Source organism: Micromonospora sp. NPDC005413 (assembly GCF_040606435.1).
Taxonomy (GTDB): Bacteria; Actinomycetota; Actinomycetes; order Mycobacteriales; family Micromonosporaceae; genus Micromonospora.
Genome location: NZ_JBEXEV010000046.1, coordinates 24,550 through 38,026, shown reverse-complemented (window position 1 = coordinate 38,026; position 13,477 = coordinate 24,550). Strand labels below are relative to the sequence as shown.

Below are 13,477 nucleotides of genomic sequence, written 5' to 3'. Positions count from 1 at the left end.
TGGCCGCCGGACAGGCAGACAACTCAAACGACCGTGGAGCGCAGGTAAGACCAGCAGCGATGCTGGCACCGCGCAGAGAAGCGGTAACCCACCCGAACGCCGCGTGTTCCACGCGCAGCGTGGAGGGAATCTCCGCCCTTTAGGGCGGAGAGGATGTCAACTCAAAGACGGGGCGCTCAACAGCTACCACGTCTCCTGCGCCAGGGCCATCGCCGACATCACCCGGGGCCGTGGCCTGGACAAGCGGGCGGCGCTCATCGCCATCACCACCGCGATCACCGAAAGCAGCCTGCACAACGACACCGAGCCCAACGACCTCGACAGCCTCGGACTGTTCCAGCAACGCCCCTCCCAGGGCTGGGGCACCCCCGCGCAGGTCACCGACCTCATCTATGCCACCAACGCATTCCTCAACGCCATGCTGCGCAAATTTCCCAACAACAGCTGGATGACCGGCGACATCGGCGCGATCTGCCAAGCAGTCCAGGTATCCAAGTACCCCGACAACTACGATAAGAATCTGCACGACGCGCAGATCGTGGTACCGCACGAGCCTTAACGACCTTTACCCCGCGACGGCCTGAAGACGCCGACATCAACCCGCTTCTGCCGCGGTCCGCCCACTACACAATGTCGTGGCGGGCCTGGCGCGGGCAACGCCTACGCCGACGAATGAGGGTGGCTGCGCGTTCTCGCTCGTTGACGAGCCGTTCGCGCGGGGTCGCTGCCGGTGCTGCGGTAGTCACCTCACGTACTCAGATTCGGGCCTGACCGCCCCTATCGTGGATGCGCATCTTGAATCTCGAGGTCCTGTCGGATCGGCGCTTGCCTTCCGGCTCCGAGCCTAGGTGAAGTCCCGGAGCTGCTGGCGCGAGGTCGCTTGATGGGGTGCTACGGCCGTAGTGGAGCAGTGGCGCGAGCGAGTGCTGGGTAAAGCCAGCGGCTACGCGCGGGCGTGCGAGCTGGCGACCAAGCGGCAGCCAGCGATTGTCGCGGCCAGGAACGTCAGACATCTTCCTCGTCATTCACCTCAGCCACCTCGGCTTAACCGATAGTTCCTACCGTTGGTCCGGACCTGCTGTTGACCCTATTCGATCTCGCCCGCTACCTGACTGTCGCCGATGTCAACAGATTGTCGGTGTAGACGTCGATCGCTTGTCGACACTCTGCTGCCTCCGATTGCTGGCCACGCACTGGCGGGTCGGCGAGAATGGCCGCAGCCGTTCGGAGGCTCCACCTGTCGCCAGGTGCCCGGATCAGGGCACCGAGTTGGCCTGTACAGTGCCAAACTGTGTTGCAGGCTAGGAGCTGCGGATTCGTGCGGATCAAGCAGCTCGGTGGTATTCGTTGATGAGGCCGCCAAGGACGCGGCGCCGACGGATCGGCTGGTCGGTCGCGACGACCGCGCCGGGTCGTAGTCGGGTGGATGCTGCTTTAGGCTCTGGTGTGGCCGGTGCCGGTCGAAGTGGTCCTCGTAGTTGCGGAGCACCGTGCGGGGGTGCTGTTCGTTGTAGATCAGGACCAGGTCGGTGCACTCGGCCCGTACGCTGCGCACGAAGCGTTCCGCAAACGCGTTCGCCCGAGGTGTGCGTGGCGGAGTCTTCACCACGTCAATGCCTTCGGCGGCGAAAACGGCGTCGAAGGACGCGGTGAACTTGGCGCCGCGGTCGCGAATCAGAAACCGGAACCGTGTCATACGCTCGCCGAGGTCCAGCACCAGGTTTCGGGCTTGCTGGGTAGCCCAGGCTGCGGTCGGGTGGGCGGTGACGCCGATGATGCGTACGCGCCGGGTCGTGATCTCCATGATGAACAGCACATACAACCGCCGCAGCGTGATGGTGTCGATGTGGAAGAAATCGGTCGCCAGCAACCCGGACGCCTGCGCGCGCAGGAACGTCCGCCAACTGGTCACCACCGAATGTGAGACAGGGCCAGACGAACGGTGTAACTCCTCATCAAGGAGCAGCACCTGATGTCCGATGGATCGATGGCCGCCGTGGATACTGCCGTGGTTGCGAAAAATGGGCCGGGACAACGGGCGGAGGGTGTCGACGCGGAGTTGGTCGCCCAGCTGGTGGAGCAGGCTCGGGCGACGAGGCTGCAGCTGACCGGCGATGGTGGCTGTTGCAGCTCACGAAGCAGGTCCTGGAATCGGCGCTCGAGGGTGAGATCACTGATCACCTGGGCTATGGCAAGGGCGGCCCGGCGGGTAAGAACGGCGAAAGCTCCCGCAATGGTGTGCGGGCCAAGACGGTGCTGACGGACGTCGGCCCGGTCGAGATTGAGGTGCCGCGCGATCGGGACGGGTCTTCACGCCCGAGGGTCGGCGCGCGAAGCGACGTCGAGATGGTGCCGATCGGCGAGGCCGCATGGTTCACCGACCTGGTCGCGCAGGCCCGCGGCGGATAAGCCGGTGGGATGGGCCCCGGCCACCTGACGGCGGCCGGGGCCTCGGTTCAGCAGACGTACATGGTTTTCTGGCCCACGGACGCCGCTTCGTCGACCAGCGGTACGGTCAGATACTCCGTGCCGCTGGTCAGCAACTGGTTCTGATAGCCGGGGCTACCGATGATGTTTTCGTAGGTGCCGGTCTGCATCCGGCAGTCCTGGTGGCCGTACATCGCGCCGACCATGCTGCCCTCCGCCCTGTTCTCGGTCTCGGGGATCATCAGCAGCCGGGTGCTCAGCGGAGAATTCTCCCCACCGGTGAAGAAGTCCCAGGCGCCACCCTCCTCGGAGGTGTAGAACGGATATTCGTCGCACTGGTCTTCGGGCCGCGTCGTCGGGCAGGAGGTCTGGCCGTACGGTGCGTTCATGAACCAGCTACGGGACTTGAGCACCTTGGGCTTCTCCGTCGAGCCGTTGACGTAGCGCAGCTGCACCCAGGGCGGGTTGGCGTCGATCGCGGCGTCGTCGTTGCGGGCGGCTCCGCGGGCGTCGAAGGCGGTGGGAAACAAGATCGGTTTGGACAGGCAGGGGTTGCCGACGATCCCGCCGCGCCGGGTCAGGTCGAGGCAGCGTTCGGCGGCGAGTTCCGCCTGTTGGTCGGTGACGATCCACCTGCCCTTGTCGTCGGTCGGCGCGCGCTTCGCCGAATAGTCGAGGATGCGTTTCTTGATCGCCGCCACGTCGTCCGCCCGCGGGCGCCGGGCGTCCGCGAAGGCCGCGGTGAGCAGGTCGGCGAAGCCCTGCTGGCCGCGGGCGGTCGGGTGGAAGGTGCCGGTGCCCGGCGTCTTCTCCCCGCTGCCGTCGGTGGACGTCGAGGTGACCGCGTTCAGCCACCGGTAGCCGTCGTCGCCACCGCACGCCCACTTCTTCTGTCCGCTGTTGCCGACGCTGATCGCCGCCGTGGTGTGGACGTAGCGGATGTCCACGCCCTCGGCGCGCAGGTCGCCGACGACCCGCGCGATGGCGATGGAGATGCGACCGGCCATCGCGTTGAGGAACAGCCGGGCCTGCGAGCTGATGTTGTAGCAGGCGTTGTTGCCTTCCTCGTTGGCGAACATCTGTGGGTAGCCCACGACGAAGATCTGGGCGTTCGGGGCGGCGGTGTGGATCGCCCGGTAGGTGGCCTTCAGCTTTGCCGGCAGCCAGTCCCGAATGATCTTCGTTTGGTAGTCGCGCAGCGGTTCGGGGTCGACGACGCCGTTCGACCGGGTCAGCCGGTAGTTCGGCCCCGAGCAGTCGTTCAGCGTGGCGATGCACCCGGTGAGCACGTCGGAGAACCGGGCGTCGTTGCCGCCGATCGAGATCGACACGTGCGTGGTCTCCGGGTCCAGCCAGCCCTGCTCCACCTGGGTCAGCTCGCCCCAGCGGTCGACCGCCTGTCCCCAGTCGGTGTGTCCCGCCGTGTCGGAGGCGGCCGGCGGAACGTTGACCGCGTCGCGGGTGACGGCCGTGGTGGTCGCGCCCGAGCAGGCGAGGAAGCCGAAGCTGCCCCAGCTGTACTTCGTCGACATCTGTTCGATGGTGTAGTGGTCGTTCGGGAAGTCCCGGACGGAGTCGCGGCCGGGATCATGCACCAGGCGGGGGTACGCGCCGGCCGTCGACCGGTGGCAGGCGTCGACGTTAGAGCCCTTCGTGCCGTTGGTTCGCTTGAGGTCGCTGTTGCGGTCGTACGGCGCCACGCCCTCGCCCGATGAGTAGGAGTCGCCCAGCGCGACGTACCGGGGCATGCCGCCGACCTCTTCGGGCACGCCGGGCGGCGACGGGCTGGGCCAGCTGAACGCCACCGCGTCGAAGATGATGCTGTCGTCTCCGGTGCCGTCCTTGGCCACCGTGGTCAGCGAGACCGAGGGCTGGCCCCGGAAGTTGAAGGTGCCCAGGTCGACCCACTTGTTCTGCTGCCAGGTCTGGTTGATCACCCGGTACCGGGTTTCGCCGTTGCCCAGATCGATCGTGTACTTCGCCTGTTGCGTCCAAGCGCCGAACTCGGGCACGAACACCTGGACCCGCCGCCAGCCGGTGCCGGTCTCGTTCAGCCGCCAGGTGCCAGTGACCTTGAGGTTTCCGCCCTGGGCCGCCTGGGTCCGGGTGCTGGCCCGCCAGTAGTGGCCGCCGTAACCGCCGCCGACCTGGTGGAAATCGATCTTGGACGGGTAGGTGCCGTTGGCCACCCCCGTGAAGGAGAGCTGGAACGTACCCTGGTTCTGCAGCTGTCTGGGGCACGACCGCGGCGAGGGCGAGCCGAGCGGAACGTTGTCGACCACCTTGGCGCCGGCGGCGAGGTCACCGCCGCTGTCCTGGCAGTGCGGCGGGTAGCTGATGCCGTCGCTCTCGCAGGCCGTCTGGCCGGCCGTCGTGCACCACGGGTAGCCCGGGTCGAACCGGATCTGCTCGCGGCCGCAGGTGTCGCAGACGACTCCCGGCGGCGCCTTCCACCCGACCGCGGAGTGGGCCCAGCACCTCAGGTCGTACAGGCCCGCGGTGTTCTTGTGCAGACACGGACCGGGCTTCTCGCTGCTGACGTCCGGATCGTTCGGCTGCACGGAGGCGTACGGATCGCATTGGTTGGTGTTGTCGCAGAAGGTCTTCAGCGGGGGCTTGACCTTGGGCTTGTCCTCGCTCAGGTTCCACCAGGCGTAGTTGAAGCCGGGCCGCTCGACGCCCGGCGACTCGGTCGCGGAGATCGGATTGCCGGCCCAGCCGAGCACCTTCTCCGGGTACGGCCAGTTCTGCGGCGTGCGAGCGTCGTCGTACGAGGTCATGAACGGGTGCCGGAGCGGGTCGTACCTGGGGTTGATCGGGTTGTTAAGCCACCCGACGCCCCACGGGTCGGTTTCGTTCTTCTTCGGGTAGAAGCCCGAGTTGTACGCCCACACCGCGTAGAACCAGTTCTCGAGCGCGGACGGATCGGCGTTGTGCACCCGCAGCCCCGCCGCGTAGGTCTGGTTCCACTTCTCCTGCAAGATCTTCAACCCGTACGCGATGTTCGCAGCGAAGTCGAGCGCGACCGCCCGCTGGGTCTGGAACGGCAGCGAGACCTCGACGTTGTTGCCGTTGGCGTCGGTCTTCTCGTGGCCCGCCAGGCGCATGCCGTCGGTCGCCTGGGTGAGCCCGTAGCCGCAGTCGGCCTTCGTCCAGTCGATGTCCCAATCGTCCAGCGAGGTGGCGTTGTAGATGTCGCGCCCGTAATAGTTGCCCATCAATGGGTTTGCCGGCACGCCGGGCAGCGCGAACTTCGACGCCTGCCACATGTTGGATTCCTGGGTGATGATGCCCAGCATGATCTGCGCCGGCACCCGGCCGCCGTTCGCCAGCGGTGGCGCCGGGAACAGCGTCTGCGGCTCGTACGCCGGCATGCCGTAGCCCTTCCAGTTCGCCGGGCGCGAGGCCGCGTCATTGAGCCGGCCGAAGACCGCCTGGTCGACCGCCCACTCCACATTGCGCGGCTTCGGCTGCACGGTCTGGTTCGCCAGGTCGTTGCGCGGCACCGAGCAGTAGCGGTCCGCCTCGACCGGTTCGGCCGAGGCGTCGGCCGCGATCCGGGAGCGGGGCGTGGTGGCCGTGGCCGCGGCGCCGAGCTTCGGATGGGTGGCTCGGCCGGCGATCGCCTCGGGTCCGACCACCTCGGGGCTCACCTCGAAGGTGAGCGACTTGCCGGTCCTGGTCACCGTCGCCGTGACGGCGACGTTGCGGGCCACGCTCGGGTCGCCGCCCTGGGTTCGCGGGTCGCCCGCGCCGGCCGCCTTGACCTGGGTGAGCGCCAGGTCGCCGCGGGTGGACAGCTCACTGTCGCGGGCGACGGCAATCCGGCGCACGGCGGCGGGCAGCGCAGACACGTGCGCCGGCCGGCCGGTGATGAAGGTCCGGCCGCCGTCGCCGCGGGCCAGGCCGACATCGGCCGAGCGGCCGCGCGCGAGCTCCCGCACGGACCGGCCGACCGCCCGCTTCACCCGGGTCTGCTGGCCGTCGGAGTCCATGAAGATGACGCCGCCGGCGGCGTCGGGCGCCAGCCGGAACGGCACCCCGGTCGCCGCGACGGACCGGGTCACCTTGCCGGTCCTCGCCACCGAGACCAGCCCGCCGGCGGCCGCCGCGACGATGCCGTCCTTGACCGGTACGGGGGAGCTCAACTCGGTGTTCAGCAGGATCGGCTTGGACAGCGTGCGCGCCGCCGCGTCCACGGTGAACAGCCGGCTCCGCGGCGCGGTGGACTTCGGGTCCTCGCGGTTCTCGCCGCCGAGCTGGGAGAGCACCGCCTGCTCGCCCGCGCCACAACCGGGGTTGAAGTAGGCGAGCGACGACTGCACCGGTAGCTTGGTGACCTGGCGCGTCTTCAGGTCGACGACCGCGGTGAACCCGCCGCGGTCGAACAGCTCCGCCTTGTTGGTGAAGGTGCGGGGTGCGTACACCACGACCAGCCGGCGACCCGAGCCGGTCACGCAGGCGTTGCCGATCCACAGGTCGACGTCGAAGCCCGGCTCGGCGAGGCTGGCCGCGGTCTCCCAGGTGTAGCCGGTGGCCGCCGTGGCGGTGAGAATGTGGAAGCCGTTGGCGTCGCCGGAGGTCGTCCAGATCCGGTCCGCGGAGCCGCGCCACCCCTTCGGCAGGACCCTGTCCCGGTCGCCGGGCGCGACGCGATCGGCGGGCCCGGCCGCGGCCGGGCCCGCCGGGGCCGCCGCTGCCGCCGGCGCGGATGGCGGGGTCGCCGCCGGTTCGGCCCGGGCCACTGCCGACAGTGCCGGGCCGGAAAGCAGCGCAACGGCGGCCACGGCGGCCCCCACCGCCTTGCCAGGCGTCAATAACGTTCCTATCTTCACGGGTCTCCGTCCATCACGAGCGCAGTGGAAACAATGGAGGGGCCATGTTCTGGCTGCACGCCGACGGCAGACCACACCTTTAACCCGAGCGCGAAAGGTATGCCCGGCGAGTCTCGGGTGCGTCAGACGGCAGAGTTATTGCATTCTCGAGTAATTGCTGGTCACGGCGGTGATCAGGTCGTGATCGGCGGTTGGCTTGTCGGGTGGCGCGGGCGATGTTGGTCGCGCCGGTGGTGCGGCGCCAGCCGATCGCGGTGTTACGCAGGGTCGCGATGACGGCGGGTCCGTTGCCGGTTCGTGCTTGGTGCAGATCCTCACGGAACGTCACGTCTCATACGTAATGGATGCGGTTTTCGATGTGCCAGTGCCGGCGGATCCAGGTCTGCAGCTCGCGGGCAGGGCCTGGCCGGCGGGTAGCGACACGGTGAGGTAGGCCGTCTCGCGGCTGGTTTGACCAGCAATTCTGCGGGTGCGGGTGATCCGGACGGCCTGCTGCGCGTGCGGAAGGCGATGCCGCCGGGTGTGCCGAGGGTGACGGCTTTGACGGTGCGGGTCGGCTGATTGGCTTTCACCTGTACAAGCAGGTGCGCGCCGCGTCGGGTGACCTCTAGGCGTGACCGGTCTGGGTGTGTAGGGCGTCGGCGATGAACAGCACTCCGGCGAGGGTGCCGAGCACCTGCTCGACGGCGTCGAGCAGCGGCGCGAACGACGTGATTTCATCGACTTCGTGCCCACAGCGACCTGGGCGATCACGACTCCGGTGGTGGTGTCCAGCACGGACAGCAGATAAGCCTGGCGGCCGCCGCCGTCGCGGCGGGCACCGGGCAGCGTCTTACCGTCTACCGCTATCACCTTGCGGTACCGGCGCGGCGAACGCGGGTTCGGCGGGCCGGTCCGGGTCTGCAGCCAGCCAGCGAGGACGGTGCTCAGTAGTCCCGGGCCCAGACGGATCATTAGCCGCCACACCGTCGTGCCAGCGGGTACCTCGTCGGCGAAACCCAGGCGGGTACGGGCTTGTTCGTCGAGGTCGTGGAGCCAGTCGGTGATCGCGGCGAACGATGAGGCGCCGGCCATGACCGCGCAGACCGCGACACAGCAAGCAGGCCACTCCGCTCACCATCAGTGATCGCAGCGGGTGGGAGATCGGCGTGGGGTGTCGTGACGGTCAGCGCGGTGATGAGAGCCGATGCCATCGGCGGGTGAGGTCCTCGGGGCTTCTTATGGCGTAGAAAACTTTATGATCACGACGTGATCTCACCCGCTCCTTCGGCCTCCACATAGGCCACCTATCATATAAAGCCCCAGCTCGCAGCCTTGCCCTCGGACTACGCAATCGCCCTGTCACACGATTTGGTCACCGCCGTAACCCGCAGCTAGTCGAGGACGCAATGACCCTGGCTGCCCTCACCGCTCGTTTAAGCCTTGGCTGAAACCTCTAGCCGCTGCCGTATGCCAGTACCGAGGATCTCCACGTGCCGACCGGTGAAGGCACTTTTCTTTTCCCCACCTGGAAGGTTGCACACGTGCGAGTGGCATTCCACCTCGCACTACGAAAGGGAGTCAGTTCATGCACAACACGACCCGCCGCTGGATCGGCCTCGTGGCCGCTGCCATCACCGCGACCACCGGGCTGGTGGCGACCACCACCGCACCGGCCCAGGCCATCACGTTCTACGAGGGGCACTCGCCCGAGGAGTACTTCACCGGCAACAACGGGATCAGGTACCGGTGCACCGACGACGCCCGGACGGTCCGGGAGGCGTACCTGCCGGGCGGCGGGCCGCTGATCGCTGAGTTGCGCTACAGCCCGCGCTGCCGCACAGCGTGGGCCCGCGGCAAAGCGAACTACGACGTCCGGGTCGACGGCTTCTACGCCAACGGGCAGTACCGCACACACGCCGACGCGGGCCGCAATCCCGGTGCGCCCTCCACCGCCGTGCACTGGACCGCGATGCTCGACGACGCCGGCCTGCTGGCCAGCGCCTGCACCGCCTGGGGCAACAACAACGAGTACGAGGAGTACTGCACCAGCCGGTACTGAGATCCACCGGACAACGGCGGCGGCCCGCACACCGACTACCGGGTGCGGGCCGCGTCGGCGATACCATCGACAGCCGGCCGGCACCTCCAAAGACCCTCGGCCTTCCTGGTGCTACGGGTCCAGGAAAGACACGCAGTTCGGACGACATCCGACCGGACGCCATACCGCCGCTGCTGGCCCGCCTCGCCAAGGTGGCCGTGGTCTCCGCCGCGCCGGTCGCCTCCGGTGGCACCTCCGGTCGCGGCGCAGCCCGCCGGCCCGACGACAGCACCAGCAGGGTGACCGAGCCGACCAGCAGCGGTTCGCCGCGTGGCCCTCGGCCCAGGTTGCCACGGTGGCGAGGGCGACCCCGGTCAGACCGACGAACAGGGCGAGCGTCCGCCGGCCGTTCCAGGCGGCGTAGCGGAGGACGACGAGCGCCAGCGCCGGCACCGAGTACTGAGCGGACCTGGCCAGCAGACCGCTCGCCACGCCGCCGCCCATCCCGGCCGCGCACAGTTGCGGGGGCAGCATGACCAGGAAACCGAAGTTGAACAGGCCCCGGACCGTGCCGACCGTACCGATCACCGCCTCAACGACGGGGTAGGTCCGCAGCAGCGTGACCAGGCGTGGCCGGTCCGTGTCCGTGGCCGCCGGCCGGCCGCGCCTGCTTCACGAGCCCTTCGTCGACCGGTGTTCCCTCACGATCTTGGTCGGAGACGGCGCTGGTGGTGTCACCGCCCGGTGGCACCACCAGCGTCCCGTCGAACTCAGTACCAGCGTGAGTAGATGACGCCGCCGGCCGGGTAGTCGAAGCAGGCCCGGCTCACGTAGCCGGCGTCGTTCAGCATGACGGTACGGACCACACTGCCGTCGACCGCCGGCCAGGCGTCCGCGTAGTTGTACGGGTTCTGCCGCTCGACCCAGAAGTGGACCTGGGCGCCAGTGACCGCCCAGACGGTCCGGCACCGGGGGCTGTACCGGAGGAGGACGCCGTAGTCGCCGGGGCGGCCGGTGGTGGCCTCACCCACCGTCTGCTTGTCGTCGGCGCAGTAGTGGTACGCGGTCGAGCTGCTCCAGATCTTGAAGGTGGCCGGGTCCTTGCCCTCGCAGGTCCACCCGCACCCGCTGCTGGCCGCGGCGGCGGGACCGCATTCGCGAGCACGAGCGCCGCGGTCGCGAACAGGGCGGCGGTGAGCCGCCGGATAGTGGGATGACGCATGTAAGTCACCCTATTTCGTGGCCCAGTGAAGGTTCGAGACGATGCCCTGGGTCTCGGTGCCGTAGCCGGCGCCGCCACCGGCACGGTCACAGTTCCGCCGCGACGACAAGCGCCGTCGCGGCCCGGCCGACCATTCCACGTCCAATGGTCTTGGCCATCATCGCCTTGCTTCCCGGCGGGTCCGCCTGCAGACAACATTGTCATCGGTCACTTCGTGAAGCGAGGCACTCAACCGGCATTTGCCCGGCAATCCGGTGCCGGGGCTGCCGTCGCCCGTTCGGGCGGCGCCGGCACCGCCCGGCGACGGACGTCGCGCCCGGTGACCGGCGGGGGCGGAGCCTACGCCGCAGGACCGGCGGCGACGTCGATCGGCGCGCGTCGACGCGGGGCGTCGTCGAGCATCGCCGCGCCGAGTGGGGTGATCGTGTGCAGCACCGCCTTGCCGATGCGGGTGGTCCTGATCAGCCGGGCGTCGCGCAGCACGGCGGTGTGCTGGCTGATCGACGCCGCGCTCACTCCGACGCGTCCGGCCAGCTCCGAGGTGGTCTGGCCATCGCCGATGGCCTCCAGCACGTCCGCGCGGGTCGGCCCGATGAGGGCGGCGAGGGCGCCCGGCCCGGCGGGCCGCGCCGCGTCCAGGTGCCGGGTCAGGTCGTGTTCGACCGGATACACCAGCACCGGCGTGAGGTTCGGGTCCCGCAGCGTGTCGGGAGTCTTCCAGGACAGGTAAGACGGCACCAGCAGCAGCCCGCGGCCGTTGAGGTGGATCGACTGGGTGGACGGCACATCGACCACGAGCGCCGGCGGCTCCCAGCGCATCATCGGCCGGAAGCTCTTTAGCAACCCCTCACCGCCGTGCTCCAGCAGCACCCGCGCCCGCCGTGCCCGGTCGGCGTCCACGTGCGCCCGTGCCTCCGCCCAGAACGGGGCGACCGCGACCGCGAACTGTGACCGCATCGCGCCGGCCAGGCGGCCGAGCACGTCGCCGTCGCCGTCGGCGAGGCCCCGCATCCAGGACGGCAGTGGCCCACCGAGGCGGGCGAGCTGCTCCATCTCGGCGCGGAGCCGGGCCGTCGGAGTGCGCAGCAGGGCCTCGATCGCGTGCGGCAGACCGAGCCCGCCCTCGGCCGGGGTGAGGAAATCCGGATAGTAGGCACCGTTCACCAGGGGCCGGAGCATTTCCAGATCGGCGGGTCGCATGGCTGGCACGGCCCGCCGGCGCCAGCGCCCGAAGACCGCCGCCGGCCCCGGGCGGTCGAGGCGGAACACGCTGAAGACCGTCTCCCACATCGGATCGGGTGCTGCGGCCATGCGGACCCGCCCGAGATCCTCCGCCGTGAAGTAGATGCGCAACGAGGCTCCCGAAGACGCATGTGAATGCCGTGAGCTCGCGGCAGTCTAGCCTTGGAATATCGGAGCGCGCCACCCTCGTGCGCAGGTGCGATACGAGCTTCGTTACCTTCGAGGTGATTGTGTCGGTACCGTGCCACGAAACGTCACCTCGGGCACGTCTCCGGTTCGCCGGCGTTGCCGCACGGCGGTCGCTGCCACCGCCGTCAGCCGACGAACGCGGAGCGACGCGGGTCGGCCAGCACGGCCGCGATCTCCTGGCGCAGGTCGCCCAGTATCCCGCTGAGCACCCCACCCGGGCACTCCGTCGGCCCCCAGTCCTGATGCCCCGCGATCGCGGGTACGCTGCGGCGGAGGCCGCTTATCGGATTGACGTAGGTCACGCTGGCCAGCGGGTCGACGTGGCACCAACCGGTCAGGGCGGCGAGCAACAGGGTGAGGCTGCGCCGCGCAGCCGCCGTCGGTTCGCGCGCCACGAAGGTCCCGAGCAGGACGACACCCACGTTCCCCGCGTTGTAGCCGCCCACGTGCGAGCCGTTCACCATCCAACCGGCCGGGTCGAAACCGGGCAGCACGTCCCCGCCGGAGCGCCGGCCCTCGTAGACCCGGCCTGCCTCGTCGATGAGGAAGTGGTAGCCGAAGTCGCCGTAGCCGAGGTCGACCGCCTGGTAGCGGTAGATGGCGCGCATCCGCGCGGCCGGATCGGGATCGTCGTTGCCGGTGGCGGTGTGGTGAACGGTGAACGTCTGCACCGGCCAGAATGTGGGTGGGTACTTTTCCACGCCGGCGGCGTCGAACCGCAGGGACTCGTCGGCGCCCCAGGCGGCACGGCTCAGGAAGGGCAGCCCCGCCAGCCGGGAGCGTTCTGACACCTCGGCGGACGCGGGCCGCAGGGCCGGGCCGTCGGTGCCGTTGAGGACGACCGCCCGGCTGCCGGTCGGCAGGTCGAGGTCGACGGCCGGAGCGTTGAGTACGGTGACGAACGCCAGTTGCTCGGTCGCGGGCGCGGCGTCGCCCGCGCCGGCCGGGCAGCCGCCGGGCGCCAGGGCCCACCGGCTCCACGCCCCCGACCGGTCGGCGGAGCGCCACCGTGCCGGGGCCGCGCCGGCCGGCGACCGCAGGGCAACGACCTGGGCGTCGAATCCGGGCCGAACGGTCCCGCTCCGCAACGGCCTTGTCGCCAACGTCCGTGGAGCCGGGGGACGGTCGGGCGTCGGGGTGCCAGCCCGTGCGGGTCGTGGCGTGGCCAGGACGGTTGCCGCCCCAACACCGGCGCCGAGCGCGCCGAGGAGGGTTCGCCGGTCGAGGCCACCGACTGCTGGCGTCTCGACGTCAGGACGATCGGTATGCACGATTCCTTCCCTTCGCCCGCAGTGCACATGCGTACGACAGGCATCGTGAATTCCGTCGACGCGCCGCGGCAATTCTTTTCAGCACAGCCTTAAAGGATCGGGACAGCGCCGCCCGAATTGGTGCCTGAGGTACGCGCCGGCGGCACAGGATGCCGGTCAAGTGCCGGTCGGATGCCTCGATCGAGCCGGTCCCGGATGTCACCGTGCTTGTTCAGGTAACCATTTCCGGCGAGAGATCAGGATTTCATGGATTTTGCGCGAGGCATTCACC

6 protein-coding genes and 3 pseudogenes are annotated in these 13,477 nt (G+C 69.1%); 3 read left to right on the top strand and 6 right to left on the bottom strand.

Features of this window, described 5'->3' with window-relative positions; all coding sequences use genetic code 11:
* Positions 1 to 559, top strand: a pseudogene (locus ABZS37_RS30435) (hypothetical protein); the annotation flags it as partial.
* 528 nt (positions 560 to 1,087) lie between these two features.
* On the opposite strand, the gene ABZS37_RS30430 reads toward ABZS37_RS30435, so the two are convergent.
* Positions 1,088 to 2,035 (bottom strand): integrase core domain-containing protein, encoded by a 948-nt coding sequence (locus tag ABZS37_RS30430; RefSeq protein ID WP_355174651.1) that lies wholly within the window; start codon positions 2,033 to 2,035, stop codon positions 1,088 to 1,090.
* On the opposite strand from ABZS37_RS30430, the pseudogene ABZS37_RS30425 reads away from it, so the two are divergent.
* Positions 1,973 to 2,310, top strand: a pseudogene (locus ABZS37_RS30425) (transposase); the annotation flags it as partial. The gene ABZS37_RS30430 and the pseudogene ABZS37_RS30425 overlap by 63 nt on opposite strands.
* A gap of 146 nt (positions 2,311 to 2,456) precedes the next feature.
* Here the strand turns inward: ABZS37_RS30425 and ABZS37_RS30420 are convergent.
* Together ABZS37_RS30420 and ABZS37_RS30415 are read right to left on the bottom strand one after the other, a co-directional pair.
* The gene (locus ABZS37_RS30420; RefSeq protein WP_355174649.1) at positions 2,457 to 7,244 is read right to left on the bottom strand and encodes a hypothetical protein; all 4,788 of its coding nucleotides are present in this window, start codon (positions 7,242 to 7,244) and stop codon (positions 2,457 to 2,459) included.
* A gap of 342 nt (positions 7,245 to 7,586) precedes the next feature.
* Positions 7,587 to 8,336, bottom strand: coding sequence for a hypothetical protein (locus ABZS37_RS30415; RefSeq protein ID WP_355174647.1), 750 nt, complete (start codon positions 8,334 to 8,336; stop codon positions 7,587 to 7,589).
* Between the two features lie 493 nt (positions 8,337 to 8,829).
* On the opposite strand from ABZS37_RS30415, the gene ABZS37_RS30410 reads away from it, so the two are divergent.
* Entirely contained in the window at positions 8,830 to 9,303 is a 474-nt protein-coding gene (locus ABZS37_RS30410; protein WP_355174645.1) for a DUF2690 domain-containing protein, read from the top strand.
* Positions 9,304 to 10,052: 749 nt separating this feature from the next.
* Here ABZS37_RS30410 and ABZS37_RS30405 read toward each other — a convergent pair.
* The 3 genes and pseudogenes from ABZS37_RS30405 to ABZS37_RS30395 all read right to left on the bottom strand — a co-directional run.
* Positions 10,053 to 10,385 (bottom strand): annotated as a pseudogene (locus tag ABZS37_RS30405) (DUF2690 domain-containing protein); the annotation flags it as partial.
* A gap of 458 nt (positions 10,386 to 10,843) precedes the next feature.
* Positions 10,844 to 11,857, bottom strand: a complete 1,014-nt coding sequence (locus ABZS37_RS30400) for a winged helix-turn-helix domain-containing protein (RefSeq protein ID WP_355174643.1) — start codon at positions 11,855 to 11,857, stop codon at positions 10,844 to 10,846.
* Between the two features lie 203 nt (positions 11,858 to 12,060).
* On the bottom strand, positions 12,061 to 13,023 hold the full coding sequence (locus ABZS37_RS30395) for an N-acetylmuramoyl-L-alanine amidase (RefSeq protein ID WP_355174641.1): 963 nt from the start codon (positions 13,021 to 13,023) through the stop codon (positions 12,061 to 12,063).
* Positions 13,024 to 13,477 lie beyond the last annotated feature (454 nt).

What these genes read in the sequence shown, in the direction of transcription:
- ABZS37_RS30415 (WP_355174647.1), bottom strand. Translation starts at nt 8,336, where the DNA reads ATGGCCGGCGCCTCATCGTTCGCCGCGATCACCGACTGGCTCCACGAC.
- ABZS37_RS30410 (WP_355174645.1), top strand. Translation starts at nt 8,830, where the DNA reads ATGCACAACACGACCCGCCGCTGGATCGGCCTCGTGGCCGCTGCCATC.